This is a genomic window from Peribacillus sp. BM1 (assembly GCF_056679975.1).
This window is the reverse complement of the sequence record NZ_CM155259.1, coordinates 833,770-854,106: the sequence shown is the minus strand read 5'-3', so window position 1 is coordinate 854,106 and position 20,337 is coordinate 833,770. Positions and strand designations below refer to the sequence as shown.

Annotated in this window: 16 protein-coding genes; 12 read left to right on the top strand and 4 right to left on the bottom strand. The window is 40.0% G+C overall.

The features are described from left to right. Positions 1-186: 186 nt before the first annotated feature. Both pta and lipL read left to right on the top strand, forming a co-directional pair. On the top strand, positions 187-1,164 hold the full coding sequence (gene pta, locus AC1MGI_RS04050; protein WP_480348678.1) for a phosphate acetyltransferase: 978 nt from the start codon (positions 187-189) through the stop codon (positions 1,162-1,164). A gap of 211 nt (positions 1,165-1,375) precedes the next feature. Then, positions 1,376-2,215, top strand: a complete 840-nt coding sequence (gene lipL, locus AC1MGI_RS04045; protein ID WP_480348677.1) for an octanoyl-[GcvH]:protein N-octanoyltransferase — start codon at positions 1,376-1,378, stop codon at positions 2,213-2,215. Between the two features lie 213 nt (positions 2,216-2,428). Here lipL and AC1MGI_RS04040 read toward each other — a convergent pair whose 3' ends face one another. After that, positions 2,429-3,145, bottom strand: coding sequence for an RsfA family transcriptional regulator (locus AC1MGI_RS04040; protein ID WP_480348676.1), 717 nt, complete (start codon positions 3,143-3,145; stop codon positions 2,429-2,431). A gap of 658 nt (positions 3,146-3,803) precedes the next feature. Between AC1MGI_RS04040 and AC1MGI_RS04035 the strand changes: the two genes are divergently transcribed. Both AC1MGI_RS04035 and AC1MGI_RS04030 read left to right on the top strand, forming a co-directional pair. Further along, on the top strand, positions 3,804-5,108 hold the full coding sequence (locus tag AC1MGI_RS04035) for an HD domain-containing protein (RefSeq protein ID WP_480348675.1): 1,305 nt from the start codon (positions 3,804-3,806) through the stop codon (positions 5,106-5,108). A 110-nt stretch (positions 5,109-5,218) separates the two neighbouring features. Beyond that, a complete protein-coding gene (locus AC1MGI_RS04030; protein ID WP_062185305.1) occupies positions 5,219-5,725 on the top strand; it encodes a YwgA family protein in 507 nt (168 codons plus the stop codon). Between the two features lie 107 nt (positions 5,726-5,832). Here AC1MGI_RS04030 and AC1MGI_RS04025 read toward each other — a convergent pair whose 3' ends face one another. Beyond that, complete coding sequence (locus tag AC1MGI_RS04025) at positions 5,833-6,018, bottom strand: 2-hydroxymuconate tautomerase (RefSeq protein WP_062185307.1); 186 nt, start codon at positions 6,016-6,018, stop codon at positions 5,833-5,835. Between the two features lie 506 nt (positions 6,019-6,524). On the opposite strand from AC1MGI_RS04025, the gene AC1MGI_RS04020 reads away from it, so the two are divergent. Next, positions 6,525-7,181 (top strand): site-2 protease family protein, encoded by a 657-nt coding sequence (locus AC1MGI_RS04020; protein WP_480348674.1) that lies wholly within the window; start codon positions 6,525-6,527, stop codon positions 7,179-7,181. Between the two features lie 34 nt (positions 7,182-7,215). Further along, positions 7,216-7,728 carry a YwhD family protein gene (locus AC1MGI_RS04015; protein WP_480348673.1) on the top strand — a complete coding sequence of 171 codons (513 nt, stop codon included), beginning with the start codon at positions 7,216-7,218 and terminating at the stop codon, positions 7,726-7,728. 346 nt (positions 7,729-8,074) lie between these two features. Here the strand turns inward: AC1MGI_RS04015 and AC1MGI_RS04010 are convergent, their stop codons facing one another. Beyond that, positions 8,075-10,141 carry a transglycosylase domain-containing protein gene (locus tag AC1MGI_RS04010; RefSeq protein WP_480348672.1) on the bottom strand — a complete coding sequence of 689 codons (2,067 nt, stop codon included), beginning with the start codon at positions 10,139-10,141 and terminating at the stop codon, positions 8,075-8,077. Between the two features lie 509 nt (positions 10,142-10,650). Between AC1MGI_RS04010 and speE the strand changes: the two genes are divergently transcribed. The 4 genes from speE (at position 10,651) to argS (ending at position 15,106) form a co-directional block, all read left to right on the top strand. Beyond that, a complete protein-coding gene (gene speE / locus AC1MGI_RS04005; protein WP_062185318.1) occupies positions 10,651-11,478 on the top strand; it encodes a spermidine synthase in 828 nt (275 codons plus the stop codon). A 250-nt stretch (positions 11,479-11,728) separates the two neighbouring features. Next, the gene (gene speB / locus AC1MGI_RS04000) at positions 11,729-12,601 is read left to right on the top strand and encodes an agmatinase (RefSeq protein WP_480348671.1); all 873 of its coding nucleotides are present in this window, start codon (positions 11,729-11,731) and stop codon (positions 12,599-12,601) included. A 390-nt stretch (positions 12,602-12,991) separates the two neighbouring features. Next, complete coding sequence (locus AC1MGI_RS03995; RefSeq protein ID WP_480348670.1) at positions 12,992-13,432, top strand: YwiB family protein; 441 nt, start codon at positions 12,992-12,994, stop codon at positions 13,430-13,432. 3 nt (positions 13,433-13,435) lie between these two features. Continuing rightward, positions 13,436-15,106 carry an arginine--tRNA ligase gene (gene argS, locus AC1MGI_RS03990; protein WP_480348669.1) on the top strand — a complete coding sequence of 557 codons (1,671 nt, stop codon included), beginning with the start codon at positions 13,436-13,438 and terminating at the stop codon, positions 15,104-15,106. Between the two features lie 69 nt (positions 15,107-15,175). Here the strand turns inward: argS and cls are convergent, their stop codons facing one another. Further along, positions 15,176-16,378 carry a cardiolipin synthase gene (gene cls, locus AC1MGI_RS03985; RefSeq protein ID WP_480348668.1) on the bottom strand — a complete coding sequence of 401 codons (1,203 nt, stop codon included), beginning with the start codon at positions 16,376-16,378 and terminating at the stop codon, positions 15,176-15,178. Positions 16,379-16,652: 274 nt separating this feature from the next. Here cls and AC1MGI_RS03980 point away from each other — a divergent pair, with 274 nt between their 5' ends. Both AC1MGI_RS03980 and AC1MGI_RS03975 read left to right on the top strand, forming a co-directional pair. Continuing rightward, positions 16,653-18,782, top strand: a complete 2,130-nt coding sequence (locus tag AC1MGI_RS03980) for a heterodisulfide reductase-related iron-sulfur binding cluster (RefSeq protein ID WP_480349698.1) — start codon at positions 16,653-16,655, stop codon at positions 18,780-18,782. A 338-nt stretch (positions 18,783-19,120) separates the two neighbouring features. Next, positions 19,121-20,311, top strand: coding sequence for an acetyl-CoA C-acetyltransferase (locus tag AC1MGI_RS03975; protein WP_480348667.1), 1,191 nt, complete (start codon positions 19,121-19,123; stop codon positions 20,309-20,311). Positions 20,312-20,337: the final 26 nt, after the last annotated feature.

Sequence of the window (20,337 nt, the reverse complement as noted above, 5' to 3'; positions counted from 1 at the left end):
ATAACGCATACTATCCCAAAATAATATTTTTTTATAAATGTAAGCGATGTCAGACTGCCTGTTTCTAGAATTTTTCAGGCTAACAGGGTATGCTAATTATATAACAATAAAAATGAATGTTTGCAGCCGTAGTTCATTAGAAATCATGTCGGTTCATACAAGTCATTTCGTACAGGAGGAAAAAGCATGAGTAATTTATTTGATACATTAAAAGAAAAAGTCTCAGGACAAAACCTAAAAATCGTTTTTCCAGAAGGTTTGGATGAACGAATCTTGACAGCCGCTGCTCGTTTGGCAGCAGATAAGTTATTGACTCCTATCCTAATTGGAGATATTGAAAAAATACAGCAATCAGCCAAAAATCTAGGTGTTTCCCTTGAAGAGGTAGAAATCTATGATCCTGCTCAATACTTAATGATGGACGAACTTGTTGCATCTTTCGTGGAAGCACGTAAAGGAAAAGCAACTGAAGAACAAGCACGTCAAATTTTATTGAATGAAAATTATTTCGGTACAATGCTTGTGCATACGAATAAAGCAGATGGCCTTGTTAGCGGTGCAATACATTCCACTGCAGATACAGTGCGTCCAGCCTTACAAGTCATTAAGACGAAACAAGGAGTTAAAAAGACTTCTGGGGTATTCATCATGGTTCGCGATGAAGAAAAATATGTGTTTGCAGATTGTGCCATCAACATTGCACCAGATAGCAGTGATTTAGCTGAAATTGCGATTGAAAGTGCAAAAACAGCTCAAATGTTTAATATTGAGCCACGTGTTGCGATGCTTAGCTTCTCAACAAAAGGATCAGCGGTTTCACCAGAAACGGAAAGAGTTGCGGAAGCAGTAAAAATCGCCCAAGAGTTGAATCCGGCTTTAATTCTTGACGGAGAATTCCAATTCGATGCCGCATTTGTCCCTTCTGTTGCGAAAAGTAAAGCGCCTGATTCTTTAATACAAGGTGATGCGAACGTATTTGTATTCCCAAGCCTTGAAGCAGGTAATATTGGATACAAAATTGCACAGCGTCTTGGTAATTTCGAAGCGGTTGGTCCGGTTCTACAAGGCTTGAATCGTCCTGTGAATGATCTTTCTCGTGGATGTAATGAAGAAGATGTATATAAATTGGCCTTGATTACTGCTGGTCAAGCAATAGAACGATAATAGTTATTCCTGGGATGTCACATAAGGGTCTGACCTCGCACTCTCAATCAGTATGTAGTGTCTCATACACTTATCATATACTGTATTTAGTTGTTGCGGGGTCAGACCCTTTGCTTTGGGACCCCTCTGTTTTCACATGCCCTTTTTTTAAAACATAAAGCTAATGGTATAATTGATTTGATTTAAATGATGATAAAAAGGAAGCGTTTAAATGAGTGAAAAAGAATCTTTAATCATTCAGCCGGAGTGGAGAATCATCGATCAATCTTCACTTGGCCCCAATTTTCATGCATTACAGTCATTTGCAATGGACGATACATTATGCGCCTCTGTCGGCAGTGGCCGTTCCCAAGCTGTGGCTAGAGCGTGGCTGCATCACCAAACGATCGTACTCGGAATTCAAGATACAAGGCTTCCATTCCTTCACAGTGGAATATCATATTTAAATGCCTTAGGCTATCGGGTCATTGTAAGGAATTCAGGAGGACTTGCTGTTGTTCTTGATGAGGGTGTGCTAAATGTCTCGCTTGTGTTTCCAGAAACGGAGCGAAGAATCGAAATCAACCGTGGATATGATGCCATGCTTGACTTGATTCGCACGATGTTCTCCCAATATGGTGTGAGCATTGAAGCAAAAGAAATTATTGGATCGTATTGCCCTGGAAGTTATGATCTTAGTATAAATGATAAAAAATTTGCAGGTATTTCCCAACGGAGAATTCGTAATGGAGTCGCTGTTCAAATCTATTTATGTGTAAATGGAAGTGGAGCTGAGCGTGCAGAGCTTATTCGTGGCTTTTATGCACAAGCAAAAAGAGACGTGGCTACAAAGTTTGCCTATCCTGATATTCAACCAGAAGTGATGGCATCATTATCGGAACTATTACATGTACCATTAACCATCCAGGATGTAATGATGAGTCTATTGCAAACCTTAAAGCAAACAAGTGGAAGCATTTACTCCTCACATCTTCAGCCAGAAGAGCTAGCTATATATGAAGGATATTTAGTGAGAGTGAAAGAACGAAACGACAAGCTAGATGAAGATTGATACAACAAATAGGATGCAAAGGGGTATGACCTCACACTTTATATACAGTGAATCGTGATAAAGTTTTCAACTGAAATGAATGAAGTAGTTGTATGGTCTGTCCCCTTTTCCTGGCATCCTCTTTTTTAAAAAATTACTAAGCTACATTACACGTAAAATATAAACGTGTGTTGCCTACCGTCTCCACAAATACGTATCTATTTAAATGGCTAATTATTCAGCTACTTTTTCCAGATTTCCGTTACGATCCATTTTGAATTTAGTAGCAGGGCGCTCGTCTTCTTCTAAAAGCACGAGTTTTCTAGCGCGGTTCATGATATTCATTAAAGTTTCGTAGTCTTCTTGCATGAGCCCGCTATTTTGCTCAAGTGAATTCATTTGATTTTCTAAGGCGTTATTTCGTTGTCTCAATTCTTTCATTTCAAGCTTTAGTCTTTCATTTTCAGCCCGAAGTAGTTCTACATGCAGTGTTGAGTCATCCATAGATTGTAAAAATGAGATAACCATGTCTAGTGTTAGAGATGAACTTGATTTTGCTATTTCCCTAGTCTGCATTGGGGCTGCTATTTCTTCTGATAGTTCTACAGATATTTCTGGAGCTATCGTCTTCATGGGTTTAGCAGATAACCCAATTGCGTCTGCTGTAGGAGCGGGTGGTGTATAAAGCAGGCGTTTTTTTCCACCCTGTTCTTTTCCTAACATTCGATTTCGCTGTTTGCGTTGTTTTTTTGCTAATTGCAGCGCTTTGTCATATGTATGACGAACGACTGCATTCCAACGAAATCCACAGGCAGCTGACGTACGATTTAACTTATCACCGACTTCTTCAAAAGCATTCAATTGGGTGCTGCCTTCACGCACATGCCGCAGCACAGTCTCAGCGAGTAATAAATCATCTTCTTCTGTCCAAGCATCTTGACGAACCTTCATCCTAATCTACTTCCTTTCTGGTAACATGTAAAATTGGTAACATATTAATACAGTTTATAGAAATTTGATTACCTCTTATTAACATCATTATTACCAAGGATTAGGGAACTTATTCACAGAACTTAAAAGGATACTAGTTTTTTTCCGGTGTATAAAGATGATTGGAGTCTGCTTTTATGTAAAACTCAATTTCTGAATAAATTGTCACTGAATGTACGCTTTTAGAACTGCAGATGGACATGTTAAAATACCTACTAGTGCGTGTTCAAAAAGGATGAACGCCTCTCTTTTTTAGGGAAAGGTTTCAGGCTATTATTTGCGAGGAATTTGAATGGAAATAAAATTTTTCATAAAAATTGAGGAATAGACAAAAAATATCTATTCATGCCATCCCTATCCTCCGCTGCAATTAAATAGAAGATTACTCAAAGTCTAGTGCATAATTCTAGAGAATTGGTAACGGAATGAAGCATGGACCTCTTTTTTTTACTCAAAAGGTTTTAAAGGAAAAGAGCGGGGTATATAGGACTTCGAGTTTTTCAATCGTGGAAAATAGGACATATAGGATTTTTTTTAAAAGACAAGCTATAATAATAGAATCAGAAAGCAAAAGCGCTTGCGCTAGACACAAAAATTCATGTGAAAAAGAGGGCAGTCCATGAAATATTCCCGTGAAAAGCTTAGTGAAGAGAAAGTATTTAAAGATCCCGTTCACCGCTATATACACGTGCGGGACAGGGCGATTTGGGATTTAATCAGTACAAAGGAGTTCCAAAGATTGCGCAGAGTGAAACAGCTCGGCACAACCTATTTAACTTTTCATGGTGCAGAGCATAGCCGCCTCAATCACTCGCTTGGTGTGTATGAAATCGTGCGCCGAATTGTCGATGATGTGTTTGAAGGAAGACCTGAATGGAACCAAGAGGAGAGGCTTCTTTCCTTATGTGCTGCTTTGCTTCATGATTTAGGACATGGTCCATTTTCTCATGCATTTGAAAAGGTATTCGATTTGGATCATGAGGAATTTACGAGAGAGATTATTCTCGGGCATACAGAAGTGAATGCCGTTCTTCGCAGAATTGACGCTGATTTCCCAAAGAAAGTTTCGGATGTTATTGCGAAGACATATGAAGATAAGCTGGTCGTGAGTCTGATTTCGAGCCAAATAGATGCAGACCGGATGGATTATTTGCAACGGGATGCTTATTTTACCGGAGTTAGCTACGGTCATTTTGATATGGAACGGATTATGCGTGTGATGCGTCCACGTGAAGATCAAGTAGTGATTAAACAAAGTGGAATGCATGCGGTGGAAGATTATATTATGAGTCGTTATCAAATGTACTGGCAGGTTTACTTTCACCCCGTATCGCGAAGTGCTGAAGTCATTTTGACGAAAATTCTACATAGAGCGAAGCATTTATATGTTGCGGGTTATACGTTTAAACAGGAACCAGTCCATTTTCGTTCCCTGTTCGATGGGAATGTAACAGTAGAGGATTATCTGAAATTAGATGAAGCGGTCATTCTTTATTATTTCCAAGTTTGGGAAGTGGAAGAAGATGGCATATTGCGGGACTTGTGCCTTCGCTTTATGAATCGTAAACTATTTAAATATGTCGAATTTCATCCATCCAATGACGAAATGAACAAACTGATGGAGTTGAACCGTTTATTTAAAAAGGCAGGCATTGATCCGGAGTATTATCTTGTCGTCGATTCCTCTTCTGATTTGCCTTATGACTTTTACCGTCCGGGTGAAGAGGAAGAACGTTTGCCAATTCATTTGTTGAAAAATAATGGCGAGATCAGGGAGTTGTCCCGTGAATCAGAAATTGTTGATGCGATTTCTGGTAAAAGAAGAACGGACCATAAATTATATTTCCCTGCCGATTTATTGCGCGATGAATCAACGAAGAAGAACGTGAAGCGGCAAATCCGTGAGCTGCTTGAATTGTCATAACTTTATAGTGCGTGTTCAAAAAGGAGCCGAGAAGTTCGCAAGCTTTTTTACCGGACTTTTTGAACAACCTATTATAGCAAAGGAACATTTAGAATGAGGAGTGATGAGCCTTGTTTAAGGATCATGCCAAGATTATTCATGCCATTTCTTCTGCAGGTGAAATAAATGGAAGAAAAAAACTACAAAAAATGCTTTATATTGCCAAGAAGCTTTCCTTTCCGTTTCAGGAAAAGTATCAATTTCACTTTTACGGCCCTTATTCAGAAGAGCTAACATTACGAGTTGAGGAATTATGTGAAATGGGGTATTTGAATGAAGTAAGGGAAAAGAAAGCAGGCTACTATCAATATTGCTACTCGATAACAGATTCAGGCAGAAGTTTCCTTTCGATGCATGAAATGGACATGCCTACATTAGAGCCATGCCTCTGTGACATGAATGAGCAAAATGCACGCTTTTTGGAACTTGTTTCGACTGTGCTTTATTTTGATACACTTGAAAAGGATGAAGTAACGGAGAAAGTATTTACTTTGAAAAGTAAGCAAAAGTACACGCATGAAGAAATTGACGAAGCATATGAATATATTAGGAGATTAAAGGAAAAGGCTAAGCTTTAATTAAGCTTAGCCTTTATAGTGATAAGAAGGTTTTTCTAAAATAGGATGTTCAAAAAGTTGTTAATATGTAGCATTAGTAGCCTACCTACTAAATGCCATCCATGTTTTTATTTATCACTAAAGCGGACACCATTTTGTGCGTAATGATTTTTCGACATTTCTTCGATGAAAATTGTTACACTTTCAGTTGGCGCACCAGTTGTTTCTGAAACAGCAATCGTCACTTTTTCCACGAGTGCTTTCTTTTGTTCCTCAGTACGTCCTTCAAGCATTTTTACAGTTACATATGGCATAGTATAGCCCTCCAATCTTTATGCTTTTAGTGTTCCATATTGGTGTGATAATTGCAAGAAAATTTAGAAATAAAAGGCTCGTTAAGCTGAAATGAGTTTATTATGATTTCCGTTATCCCGGTTTGACAGGCTGTAATACCCCCACCTCAATTTTTGCGTGAGAATTAAGAAATGTAGAGGTGGGGGATAACAGCCTGTAAATCCCCGATTAGCGAGATACAGTGAAACTACAGCTGTGATCTTCAGCGGTTTAGTTGAGGCCCACAGGATTGTGGGTCACTCAGACGTTGCCGTAGGATGCGGCGTACCTAGTCTGAGTTCGTTGAATCGGGTTCGTACTGTCGATTGATCAAAGCGAAAGCGAAGGTCTTAGCGACAGTAGAACGGGACTAACCATCAGTGGGGATGAAAAAAACCGCTGATGGAAGTTTCACTTTATCTAACTCTTTTTCATATTTGATAATTTGCTGTATACTAATGGGTATTAAACAATGGAGGAAAATAGTTTGGAACGATTTTTAGCATATCCACTTGAAGAGATTCCCTATGTCATTGCCTCTCTGCTGATAGCGTTTACGGTGCATGAATTTGCTCACGCCTTTGTAGCCTATAAATTTGGAGATTCGACCGCCCAGAAAGAAGGAAGGCTGACATTAAACCCTGTTGCCCATATCGACCCATTGGGAACATTACTTATCCTCATTGTCGGCTTCGGTTGGGCGCGTCCGGTTCCGGTGAATCGATTTTACTTTAAAAAGCCACGTCTAGCAGGGGTCCTCGTGTCCTTTGCAGGGCCATTCAGCAATTTCCTGATTGCGACGGTTGGCTATTTTATTTTATTTGGGCTGTATGCCTTAGGACTTGAACCGAATACACCATTTTTCATTGTGGACTTTTTGGAAATGCTGATCAATTTAAATATTGTCCTGTTTGTATTCAACTTACTCCCATTGCCACCGCTTGACGGATACCGGATTATTCAGGATCTTGTTTCATCAGACATGAGGGCAAAAATGGCGCAATATGAAAACTATGGGGCATTGATCTTTTTAATCTTGGTGATAACCCCATTAGGCGATTATACGATCAGCCCCGTTCTTACGACCCTCATTCCGTTTGTTTTGCAGAGCATGAGCGAATTCTTTTCATTATTATTCTTTTAAAGAGATACTGTATAAATGAGGAGGTATGAACCAGATGACAGAACAACCAAAGAAGAAGTTAGGATTTAATATTATTAAAAATGACCCGACAGAAGGACATGGCGGATTTGGCGCTGGTGTTATGACACTTGATAATATCGCGCCAGTCATCATTGACATAGAAGAAGGAACAGCAGAAGTGGATATTGGGGCTATGCATGCGAGAAGTACGGTAGAGCGAGGAATTAAATTCTTGAAAACAAAAGAAGAGGTTCCAAACGGCAAACCGTACTGGCTCGTCTGGGTAACCATTGAAGCGACTCAAGAAGGTCCTCTGTATGCTGGCGTTACGGCATGCGAAATGACGGTGGACCGCGCCATTCGCCGAGGATATAAATCACTTCCACAGCATGTGAACTATATGGATAAATCGATGAAACGGCATATTATTGTCGAGCATATGGATGAAAAATCAAAAGGCATTTTAGCGGAATTTTTGAAAAACCATAATACCCAGATGTGGAAACATTCATCTGTTGAATTAAAACAAGGGCTTCACGCGGAATAAAGTGAAACTTCCCTCAGTGGGGTTTTTTTCATCCCCCACTGAGGGTTAGTTGAACCAATCGGGGATTTACAGGCTGTTTATCCCCCACCTATTTAATTCTTGATTCTCTCGCAAAAATTGAGGTGGGGGTATTACAGCCTGTTAAACCGGGATAAATGTAGTCAATTTCTTTTTAAAACGAATCTGGCTCTTGTCGAAATTGAAAAAAATAGGTAAACTAAAACTGGGTAAAACCACTATAGCTAGGACACGAAAAACCTCGATGCCATTTTGGCTTCGAGGTTTTTTGAATGATAGATCTCATAGTAACTGGTGGCGGCTTAACGCCATTCAAGGCTTTGTTTGCTTATTCCCCAAATCTTAAGATCCGTTTATACCAAGGTTTTTTCTTTTCCGATGGTGTGGATTCTTCTAACGGTTCACTGTCCTTGCCGTGACCCGGACAGAATTCTTTCGGTTCTGTGCCTGAAGCGAAGTATGTTAACCGAGCGACAGGACAATCAGAAGTGGCAAGCTTGCCGCTTTTCGGGTCAATGTAGACGCCGGTGACTTGATTGGTTTCTTTGAATTCGTGCACAGGCTGATTGCTTAAGCTATTCTCCATGAAATCAGCCCAGATTCGTTTGGCATAGCCTTTCTCGACAGGCTTCTCAAGCTTATTTTCTTTATCATAGCCGATCCATACCCCTGAAACGAGCTGTGGCGTATAGCCGATCATCCAGCTATCTGTACTCGTACTGCCTGACTTCCCTGCGTAAGGGCGTGTCAGCTTGGAACGAATTGAATTGCCTGTCACTTTCGCATAACCATTCAATTTTTCATCGAATACACCTGTTAACATTTGGGTCATGACAAAGGTCTGATCAGGATCAAGTACTTGTTCAGCAACATCCTTCTGCTCAAAAATAACCTCTCCTTTGGCATTTTCCACTTTTTTAATAAAAATAGGTGTTACCCTTTTACCGCCATTTGCCAAAATGCTGTAGGCGTTCACCATTTCAATCGCTTTTATCCCAGACGTACCAAGAGCAAGCGAAGGAACACTTTTCATATCGGACGTGATGCCGAAGCGATGGATTGTATGAATGAAGGAATCCAAGCCGAGATAAAAGAGAGACTTCACGGCATAGATATTATCGGAAAGAGCAATCGCTTGGGCAAGTGTAATTTCATCATTGGCATATTGATGATTATAGTTACTAGGCGAGTAGGTTGTTTGATCATGATCATATTTAAACGTTGTCTTTTCACTTTTCAACATGGTTGACGGCGTATAGCCATTTTCTAAGGCTGCATAATATAGTAAAGGTTTAATCGTGGAGCCTGGTTGTCTGACCGCTTGAGTCGCTCTATTAAAGGGAGAAGTCTGATAATCTCTGCCCCCGACAAGTGCCTGTACTGCACCCGTTTTTGGATTCATTGCGACAAGTGCACCTTGAATGGTTGATTCTGTACTCATTATGGTAGCAAATGATGTTTCTGCGATTTGCTGTTGACGCTCATTTAAGGTTGTATACACGCGCAGGCCCCCGAGCTCAATGGTCCGTTCATCAAGCTGGAGCTGTGATTTTAAAGCTTGTTTTACAGCGTCCTGAAAATAGGGAGCCGTTTGTGTTTGAACAATTAGATGTTCTCCTTTGAATAGGAGTGAGCTACTACGGGCTCGAGTCGCCTGATTATTCGTAATAAACTTCTGTTTAATCATTGATGCAAGAATAATCTGTTGTCTTTTTTTAGCTCGATCCAAGTTTTTTAAAGGTGAATAGCGTGTCGGTCCTTTTGGAATGCCTGCAAGCATACTTGCTTCCGCGAGCGATAAATCCTTTGCATTTTTACCAAAATAATATTGGCTAGCAGCTTGGACACCATATGCACCATGGCCATAGTAGATTGTGTTCAAATAGCCTTCAAGAATTTCCTTTTTTGAATAATTCAATTCAAGGCGGATTGTATAAAATGCTTCGTTTAATTTCCGGCTCCATGTTTTGTCATTTTCTAGGAACAAACTTCGTGCATATTGCTGTGTGATGGTGCTTGCTCCCTGAACTTTGGACATGGCGCGAATATCAGCAACTACTGCACCAGCAATCCGTTTAAGGTCGAAGCCGTGATGGGAATAGAAATGTTGGTCCTCGACAGCAATTGTCGCGTCGATTAAATCAGGAGAGATGCCTGAAAGCCCCTCCCAATATCGTTTCTGTCCATGGCTACTTTCGCCGATGACCCGATTATTATCACTGTAATAAATGGTAGATTGGGGAACTGCAATCGGCGGTGGCCCAAGAATTTTGGCATAAATTAATATGGAAAAAAGAAATAAAAATAGCAAAAGAAAAGCCATTGCAGAAATCACAATAATCGCCCGGATATACTTACGTGTTTGTTTAAAGCGTTGCCCTGTAATAAGTTCCAAGAGTTACACCTCCTTAATTTTTACTTGCTGAAATTTCCTTTATGTAACAGTATGAAAAAAAAAAGCATATTTTAAACATGCTCAATGACTAAAACAGAAATTCTGCTTGCATTTCTGCTAGATTGGTCTATACTTTTTTCTAGCAAATAAGAAAAAAAGTCACCAGTCCATGGCTACAAAAACTAGTGACTCTAACATAAACTTATGACCTGAGCGTAACAGGAATAAGGTTAGACACATAGAACTGTTAAAACAATATTTTAAGAAAAAGCATATCCCGTAATACTAGTGCGTGTTCAAAAAGGAGGATAAAAAGAGCTGGAAAGTTCGAGAAGCGCATCTCGAGAGAACCGGCGAGACAGAGCTTTGATGCAATTCGACAGCTATTTTTACCGGTTTTTTTGAACAACCTCTACTAGTGATATTCACAGGATTGCTTATTTTTAATGAGTAGCTTCAGAAGGTCACGGGAATGATGAATGAAAAAGCATAGAAGGGAAGCAAAATACATGAGCATTTGGTTTACTGAGAAACAAACGGAGAATTTCGGCATTACGATGAAAGTAAATCGTACACTACATACAGAACAAACAGAATTTCAAAAGCTTGATATGATTGAAACGGAAGAATGGGGCAATATGCTTTTACTTGATGATATGGTCATGACATCTGAACGTGACGAGTTTGTTTATCATGAAATGGTGGCTCATATTCCATTATTTACGCATCCTAACCCAGAGAATGTATTAGTAGTAGGCGGGGGAGACGGCGGCGTTATCCGTGAAATATTAAAGCATCCAAGCGTGAAGAAAGCGACACTTGTTGATATCGATGGAAAAGTCATTGAGTATTCTAAGAAGTTCTTACCAAGTATTGCTGGGATGCTTGAGGATCCGCGTGTGGATGTTCAAGTTGGAGATGGCTTCATGCATATCGCCCAAAGTGAAAATGAATACGATGTAATTATGGTGGACTCTACAGAACCTGTTGGCCCGGCTGTAAATTTATTCACAAAAGGATTTTACGCAGGCATTTCGAAAGCTTTAAAAGAAGATGGAATCTTTGTTGCTCAATCGGACAACCCATGGTTTAAAGCAGATTTAATTCGCGACGTTCAACGTGATGTGAAAGAAATATTCCCAATTACGAACTTGTATGTGGCAAATATTCCAACTTATCCGAGTGGCCTTTGGGCATTCACAATCGGCTCTAAAAAATACAACCCACTTGAAGTGTCAGAAGACCGTTTCCATGAAATCGAAACAAAATACTACACTAAAGAACTTCACAAAGCAGCGTTCGTACTGCCTAAATTTGTTCAAGACTTAATAAAGTAATAAGAAAAGCGGAAGCGCCTTGAAAGGGGAAGAACGGCTAAGAGCGCCACGTCCTGTGGCAATGCCGTTCTGACCCGCATCCTGCGGGCCTCTGACAAGCATAAGCCAAGCAAGCTGTGGGGAGTGGGTTTCTCCCCATCAGATTGCTTGGCTAGACCATAGAAGGGCTAGGCGCTGTAGCTAGACAATAAGAAAAGCGGAAGCGCCTTGTTCGCTTGCGTTAGATCATAACAAAAATGGAGGCACAGCTATGCGTTTTGATGAAGCTTATTCAGGAAATGTTTTTATAAAGAGTCACCCAAATTATGAAGAGTCCAAAGCTGTGCTTTACGGCATGCCGATGGATTGGACCGTAAGCTTTCGCCCGGGTTCACGATTTGGCCCGACGCGTATACGTGAAGTATCTATTGGACTTGAAGAATACAGCTTATATTTAGATCGTGAATTAGAAGACGTGAAGTTTTTTGATGCCGGTGATATTCCATTGCCTTTTGGTAATCCAGAACGCAGTGTTGCGCTGATTGAAGAGTTTGTTGATAAAGTGCTCGCAGATGGTAAGGTACCTATCGGAATGGGCGGAGAGCATCTTGTAACATGGCCAATTATTAAGGCAATGCACAAGAAATATCCAGACATGGCGATCATTCATATGGATGCTCATACCGATCTACGTGAGGACTATGAGGGTGAGCCACTTTCTCATGCAACAATTATTCGTAAATCGGCTGAATTGATTGGTCCAAGTAATGTGTACTCATTCGGCATTCGCTCCGGTTTAAAAGAAGAATTTCAATGGGCAAAAGAAAATGGTATGAAAATTGCTCCATTCGAGGTATTAGAGCCATTAAAGAAGGTGTTGCCTGAGCTTGTTGGTCGTCCAGTTTATGTCACAATTGACATTGATGTTCTTGATCCAGCGCACGCACCAGGAACGGGGACAGTAGATTGTGGCGGGATAACAGCTAAAGAATTGTTGGCATCGATTCATGAAATTGCCCATTCAGAGCTCCAAGTGGTAGGTTGTGATTTAGTGGAAGTAGCACCTATTTATGATCCTTCTGAGCAAACAGTGAACACAGCTAGCAAGCTTATTCGCGAAATGATTCTCGGTTGGATAAAATAATCGTAGAGGATGACAATTTTGTCATCCTCTTTTTTTAGTGTAAAATTGAAAAAATATGAGATCTGTAGATATATCCGTCATATGAATTTTAAAATAGATCAATTGTCTGTTATAAAGGAATAGACAAGGAGTGGTTAACTTATTCTTGAGATCTACCAAATAAAATGTAAGTAATTTAGAGCTAAGTAAAGCCACCCTCTAAACTAGTTCTTGCCGTTTTAAAGCGATATTGTTTCTTCTGCAGGTTGAATCTTTTTGAAAGAGTATTTATACTTAAAAGGTTATTAGTGCGTGTTCAAAAAGGAGGATAAAAAGAGCTAAGAAATTCGCAAGCTTTTTTACCGGCCTTTTTTTACAACCTCTATTAGGTACTGAAGGATGTGTAGAAAATTGGCACTTCATGATCTGGAAAAGCAATCAGTGAAGGTGACACTTAAAACGAAAATTACTGTTGGTTCTGAAACCGAGGCGTATGAGTTGATAACCTTTGGGACAAAATTTCAAAAAAACTCCTCGTTCTATTTACAGTATGCTGAGGAAAATGAAGCGGGGAAAGTTCAGACAACCATTAAAAATAAAGATAATGAAATACTGCTTCTACGGAATGGAGCGATTAAGATGCGTCAGCTTTTCCGCGTGGGAGAAATGACAAACGGCCATTACGAAAGCATGTATGGCATGCTGGCACTGGTTACAAAAACAAAATACGCCCATCATCAATGGAATGACATGGCGAAGGAAGGCCGTTTTGATATTTCCTACCAAATGCAGATGCAAGGGGCAGAGCCAGGTCAATATGAAATGACATTAACATATAAGGAGGAAGCATAATCAATGAATATCGTGCAGCAAGTTCAAGAAAAACTAAAGCAAGAAATAAAAGATGCAGTAATAAAAGCAGGGCTAGCTACAAAAGAGGAAATTCCCAATGTCGTATTAGAGCTTCCGAAAGATAAAACACATGGCGATTATTCAACAAATATGGCGATGCAACTTGCCCGTGTAGCAAAAAAGGCGCCTCGTGCAATCGCGGAAAGTTTAATTGAAAACTTCGACCGTAATAAAGCTTCGATTGAAAAAATTGAAATTGCTGGACCCGGTTTTATCAATTTTTATATGGACAATCAATATTTGACCGAATTAATCCCGGTCATTTTAGAAGCCGGAGATTCATATGGTGAGAGTGACTTCGGAAAAAAACAAAAGGTCCAGGTTGAGTTCGTTTCTGCTAATCCGACGGGGGACCTTCATTTGGGACATGCACGTGGAGCGGCAGTAGGAGATACCTTATGTAATGTCCTAGCAAAAGCAGGCTATGATGTTTCACGTGAATACTATATCAATGATGCCGGTAATCAAATTAATAACCTTTCATTATCTGTAGAGGCACGCTATTTCCAAGCTCTAGGTCTTGAAAAAGAAATGCCACAAGATGGCTATCATGGAGCAGATATTATTGGAATCGGCAAAAAACTTGCTGAGGAGTTCGGTGATCAGTACGTAACAGTGGATGAAAGCGTACGTTTTGACTTTTTCCGTGACTACGGCTTGAAATATGAAATGGGAAAATTAAAAACGGACTTAGAAAACTTCCGTGTGCGCTTTGATGTATGGTATTCCGAAACGTCATTGTATAAGAATGGAAAAATTGATGAAGGTCTTGCTGCGTTGAAAGAAAGAGGCCATATCTACGAAGAGGATGGAGCTACATGGTTCCGTTCAACAGAATTAGGTGACGATAAAAATCGTGTTCTTATTAAACAGGATGGTTCTTACACATACTTAACACCAGATATTGCGTATCACCGCGATAAGTTAGAACGTGGCTTTGAGCAACTGATTAATATTTGGGGAGCTGATCATCACGGATATATTCCGCGTATGAAAGCAGCGATTGAAGCTTTAGGCTACCGTCGTGACCAATTAGAAGTAGAAATTATTCAGCTTGTCCATTTATATAAAGATGGCGAGAAAATGAAAATGAGTAAGCGGACTGGAAAAGCGGTAACAATGCGCGACCTGATTGATGAAGTAGGTCTTGATGCAACACGTTATTTCTTTGCGATGAGAAGTGCGGATACACATATGGACTTTGACTTGGATTTAGCCGTTTCACAATCCAATGACAATCCTGTTTATTATGCACAATACGCACATGCACGTATTTCTAGCATTTTGCGTCAAGGAGAGGAGCAAGGAATCAGCTTAGACCAATCAGCAGATTTCTCGCTACTATCTACAGAAAAAGAGATTGAACTTTTGAAAAAGCTTGGTGAATTCCCTCAAGCCATTGCTGAAGCAGCTGAAAAACGGATGCCGCATCGAATGACGAATTACATCTTTGATCTAGCTTCTGTATTTCACAGCTTCTACAATGCCGACAAAGTTTTAGATGTGGAGCATACTGACCGTAGTAAAGCACGTTTAGCACTCGCTAAATCTGTGCAAATTACACTGAAAAACGCACTTGCTTTGATTGGCGTATCTGCACCAGAGAAAATGTAAAGAAAAAATGAAAGAGGATGGCCCCGAGCCATCCTCTTTTCATGAGAAATCTTTTCTTCATTCAAAAACTTATAAAAAGGGTGAAATCGTATAGGCAATCCGTTCTTTGATTAATTGCACCAAAGTCGGACGAGTTAGCGTACATTCTGCTAGCGTTGTTGAATTCGATATGTCATCCTGTATTTTCTTTGCCACTTCAGCTAAAAATGACGGATCATAGATCAGACAATTGACTTCATGGTTTAAAAACAAACTGCGTTTATCGAAATTTGCTGTGCCAATATCACAAAGATGATCATCAATAAATAAGACTTTTGAATGGTAAAACCCATTTTGGAACTGTAAGACGTGAGCCCCTTCTTTTATCAGAATTCGAAAATAACGATAGGCAGCTTCTTTCACGAATAGATGGTCGGAAACAAAGGGAACAATGATGGTTAGTTTGATGCCTTTTTGCAGCACTTTCCTCAGTTCTTCAAGCAATGTAATGCTCGGGATGAAATAAGGCGTACCAATAATAATTTCATGTTTCGCTTTGTGAATAAAGCGTGTAAATGTTTCTTCCAATCCGAACCCTTCAGTTGGAACGATCGTATGTTGCATAGTGCCAGGTTGCTGCTGTGGGAAATAATGATCACTTTTCCGATAGTCTTCCTTTGTAGCTGTGTACCAGTCTGTTAGAAACTCATATTGTAAATCTTGAATGGATTCACCAGTCAATTTAAGATGATAGTCTCTCCAAGGACACAATTTAGGGTCTTGATTGATATATTCTTTGCCAATATTTAAACCACCTAAATAGCCAATCTCACCATCAATGACAGTGATCTTCCGATGATTTCTTTTTTGAGAGGTATAGAAAAGGTATGGCAACTTTGGTGTAAAACTAAAAGAAAAGCGAACGCCGTTCTTTTTTAGTTCTTTTACCATTCGCTTTGAAATAGCTCTACTCCCCATCCAGTCTATCAAAAGTCTTACCTCAACTCCGCTTTTTGCTTTATGCATCAATACGTCCAAGAATTGTTGGCTAAACTGATCATTTTTTATAATGTAAAAAAGAACATGAACATGTTTGGTAGCTTGATGAATATCTCTGAATAATTCTGCAAATAAATCAGTTCCATCTGTATAAAGCCTTAATTCTCCTCGGCGTTTTGGATATACTCGATTGTAGTTGTTTTGCATATGATGCTTTTGTCCTCGTCTAAAATCAATTCTTAACCAACAGAGGACAAATAACAGTAACAGTAAAAGAACGATAACAATTTTCAAAGCATATTCTCTCCTCAAATGTGGCAAGTCTCGTCTCATTAGTTTACGCATAATTTCCATTTATACTCATTGAATAAGCCTAATAAAGTGAATAGAATTTTTCATAAATAGGGAAGGTGATTATAATAATTGGAAAATTCATAATTTATAAATTAAAATCATTGACTGAATGGTCATTCATTATATAATGGAGGTAATCTATTACAGAATATGGGCAGATGTATTCTACATATTAAAATTGGCAATTCACCAGAAGGGGGTTATATCTGTGGAAATGAATGGTTTACTCTGGTTAAACTTAGTCGCGACAGTGATTGTAATCGTTTACTCGGTGAGCCTTTTTGCTTATTTACTTAGAACGAGAACAGCTTATGTGAAGCTTGGGGGAAAAGTAGAATTTGATAACCGTGTTAAAGAGCGGCTATTGAATATTTGGGTATATGTATTTAAACAGAAGAAATTATTGAAGGATAAAAAAAGCGGTACGATTCATGTCATGCTTTTTTATGGGTTTATTTTAGTGCAATTTGGCGCAGTCGACTTTATTATCAAAGGTTTGAAACCGGGTTGGCATTTACCTTTTGGCCCAGTCTATCCTGCCTTTACATTCCTTCAGGAAATGGTCACATTAACCGTACTTATCGCGATCATTTGGGCATTTTACCGCCGTTATATCGAGAAACTTGTACGCCTAAAACGTGACTTCAAGGCAATGCTCGTCATCCTTTTTATTGGCGGCATTATGGCTACTGTGTTAATAGGTAATGGAATGGCGATGGTCTGGAACGAGCATGAAGCTACTTGGTCAGAGCCAGTCGCTTCAGCAGTTGCATTCCTATTCAGTTGGATAGGACCACAAGCTGCAACGGTAGGTTTTTACATGGCATGGTGGCTGCATTTGCTAATTATATTGACCTTCCTTGTTTATATCCCACAATCTAAACATGCGCATTTAATTGCAGGACCTGTGAATGTTTTCTTTATGCGCTTAACGAATCCGGGGAAGCTTGCATCCATTAATTTTGAAGAAGAACCAGAGGAAGGTGAAGCAGAGGTCTATTACGGAGCTCAGAAGATTGAAGACTTTACGCAGTACCAACTTACTGATTTATATGCTTGTGTGGAATGTGGCCGTTGTACGAATATGTGTCCAGCATCTGGAACAGGAAAAATGCTTTCGCCAATGGATCTTATTGTGAAAATGCGTGATCACTTAACCAATACTGGAGCGGCGATTACAGGCAAGCAGCCATGGGTGCCGACATTTGTTTTTGGGCAAACAGAAGGAAATCAGATTGCGATTGCATCAAGAACAGCGGGAGCACAAGAAACAGCAGCAACTGCTGAAACATACAGTAAGAGCTTGATTGGCGAAGTAATTACGGAAGAAGAGCTTTGGGCTTGTACGACTTGTCGGAACTGTGAGGACCAATGTCCAGTATTAAATGAGCATGTGGATAAAATTATCGATATGAGACGTTATCTTGTCTTAACAGAAGGAAAAGTGGATCCAGACGCAAAGCGTGCTATGACAAACATTGAACGTCAAGGAAATCCTTGGGGCTTAAACAGGAAAGAAAGAGAAGACTGGAGAGAGCAACGCGCTGATGTCCATATTCCAACTGTAAAGGAATTGAAGAAAGCAGACGAAGAATTCGAATACTTATTCTGGGTAGGTTCCATGGGGTCTTATGATAACCGCAGCCAAAAAATCGCCTTATCATTTGCCAAGTTACTGAATGAAGCTGGTGTGAAATTTGCAATTCTTGGCAACAAAGAGAAGAATTCAGGGGACACGCCACGTCGTTTAGGAAATGAATTCGTTTTTCAGGAGCTTGCAACGAAAAACATTGAAGAGTTTGAGAAACATAATGTGAGGAAAATTGTCACAATTGACCCACACGCCTATAATATTTTCAAAAATGAATATCCTGATTTCGGATTGGACGCAGAAGTGTATCATCATACAGAACTGCTTGCCAAGCTTGTAAAAGAAGGGAAACTTGTGCCGAAGCACCCGGTTCATGAGAAGATAACTTTTCACGATTCTTGTTATTTAGGTCGCTACAATGAAGTGTATGACCCACCGCGGGAGATTTTAAAATCAATCCCTGGCGTTACCCTTGTTGAAATTGAAAGGAATCGAGAAAACGGGATGTGTTGTGGAGCAGGTGGCGGCTTGATGTGGATGGAAGAAGAAACCGGACACCGGATCAATATCGCCCGAACAGAGCAAGCACTCGCTGTGAAACCATCCGTGATCAGCTCAGGCTGTCCATACTGCTTAACGATGCTTTCAGATGGAACGAAGGCGAAAGAAGTAGAAGAAGATGTAAAAACCTATGATGTAGCGGAATTGCTGGAACGATCAGTCATAGGGAATCAGCAAGGAGTAGTATCATAATATAAACCTTTATAAAGCAGTGTTATCTAATGCGTAGAGCTTCAAACTTATTGAGAGCGCGTAATCTTTTATCCTAGTTTAAGGTAACCCCCTACATCAATTTTGTTTAGATAATCAAGAGATAAAAGGATGGGGGGAAGTGCCCCCAATTGAAGTCTCACTTTATCGAAACTGATATATGTAAAGAAGTTTTATTCAATATTTTTATCGAGTTCAAATAAACCAGATTATAAAGCGCTTACAACCGAAAGGCGAACAAGGCGCTTGCACTTTTCTTATGAGCGAGGATTCAATTAGTTATGAAAAAATTTAATTAAAGGGATTGGGAGGAATTTAAAATGGCAAAAACAGTGATTGTGAGTGGTGCTCGTACACCTTTTGGTAAATTTGGCGGAGGTCTTAGTAGTTTAACAGCCTCAGAGCTTGGTGGAGTCGCGATTAAAGAGGCGCTTAACCGAGCTGGGATTAATGGTAGCCAAGTTGATGAAGTGATTATGGGAAATGTACTTCAAGCAGGGCAGGGACAAATTCCTTCTCGGCAGGCAGCACGCCATGCAGGATTACCTTGGGAAGTGAAAACAGAAACGATTAATAAAGTTTGTGCGTCTGGACTACGCAGCGTGACACTTGCTGATCAAATTATAAGGCTTGGAGATGAAGAAGTCATTGTAGCGGGTGGGATGGAGTCTATGAGTAACGCGCCATACATTTTGCCAAATGCAAGATGGGGATTGCGAATGGGTGATTCAGAATTGAAAGATGTATTGATTCATGATGGTTTAAGCTTGAGCTTTACAGGTGTACATATGGGCACATACGGAAACAGCACAGCCAAAGAGCTGGGATTATCACGGGAAGATCAGGATCATTGGGCATTTCAAAGTCACCAAAAAGCAATAGCGGCGATTGCCAATGGAACACTTGCAGAAGAAATTATACCGGTTCAAGTACTTAACAGAAAAGGTGAGCCGTTAACGGTTGCAAACGATGAAGCACCAAGAAAAGATACAACCATGGAGAAACTAGCAACGCTCAGACCTGCTTTTAACAATGAAGGAACGATTACAGCAGGAAACGCTCCCAGAGTAAATGATGGAGCAGGAGCACTTGTATTAATGAGTGAAGAGCGGGCAGAGAAAGAAGGCATTGCTCCATTTGCTTATATTCTTGGTCATGCAGAAGTAGCGGTAGAAGCGAAGGATTTCCCAAAAACCCCAGGTTTCGTAATTAATGAATTATTGGAAAAAACAGGGAAATCACTTGATGAAATTGCTTTATTTGAAATTAATGAAGCATTTGCAGCTGTGGCGCTTGCTAGTAAGGAAATTGCCAATGTCGATCAAGAAAAGGTGAATGTGAATGGTGGAGCGGTAGCGCTTGGTCATCCTATAGGGGCGAGCGGTGCACGCATCATCATTACACTTATGCATGAACTGAAACGACGCGGCGGTGGTCTAGGAATTGCCGCAATCTGCAGCGGTGGCGGTCAAGGAGATGCCATTTTAATAGAAGTGCCAAGTCAAGCATAATAGAGTCTTCAATCGAGATGAGGAGG

Bases quoted from the DNA above. Each gene is read 5' to 3' on its own strand.
- AC1MGI_RS04015 (WP_480348673.1), top strand. From the start codon at position 7,216: ATGACAGAACAACCAAAGAAGAAGTTAGGATTTAATATTATTAAAAAT.
- AC1MGI_RS04035 (WP_480348675.1), top strand. From the start codon at position 3,804: ATGAAATATTCCCGTGAAAAGCTTAGTGAAGAGAAAGTATTTAAAGAT.
- AC1MGI_RS03975 (WP_480348667.1), top strand. From the start codon at position 19,121: ATGGCAAAAACAGTGATTGTGAGTGGTGCTCGTACACCTTTTGGTAAA.
- AC1MGI_RS03980 (WP_480349698.1), top strand. From the start codon at position 16,653: ATGAATGGTTTACTCTGGTTAAACTTAGTCGCGACAGTGATTGTAATC.
- argS (WP_480348669.1), top strand. From the start codon at position 13,436: ATGAATATCGTGCAGCAAGTTCAAGAAAAACTAAAGCAAGAAATAAAA.
- speE (WP_062185318.1), top strand. From the start codon at position 10,651: ATGAGCATTTGGTTTACTGAGAAACAAACGGAGAATTTCGGCATTACG.
- speB (WP_480348671.1), top strand. From the start codon at position 11,729: ATGCGTTTTGATGAAGCTTATTCAGGAAATGTTTTTATAAAGAGTCAC.
- pta (WP_480348678.1), top strand. From the start codon at position 187: ATGAGTAATTTATTTGATACATTAAAAGAAAAAGTCTCAGGACAAAAC.
- lipL (WP_480348677.1), top strand. From the start codon at position 1,376: ATGAGTGAAAAAGAATCTTTAATCATTCAGCCGGAGTGGAGAATCATC.
- AC1MGI_RS04025 (WP_062185307.1), bottom strand. From the start codon at position 6,018: ATGCCATATGTAACTGTAAAAATGCTTGAAGGACGTACTGAGGAACAA.
- AC1MGI_RS04040 (WP_480348676.1), bottom strand. From the start codon at position 3,145: ATGAAGGTTCGTCAAGATGCTTGGACAGAAGAAGATGATTTATTACTC.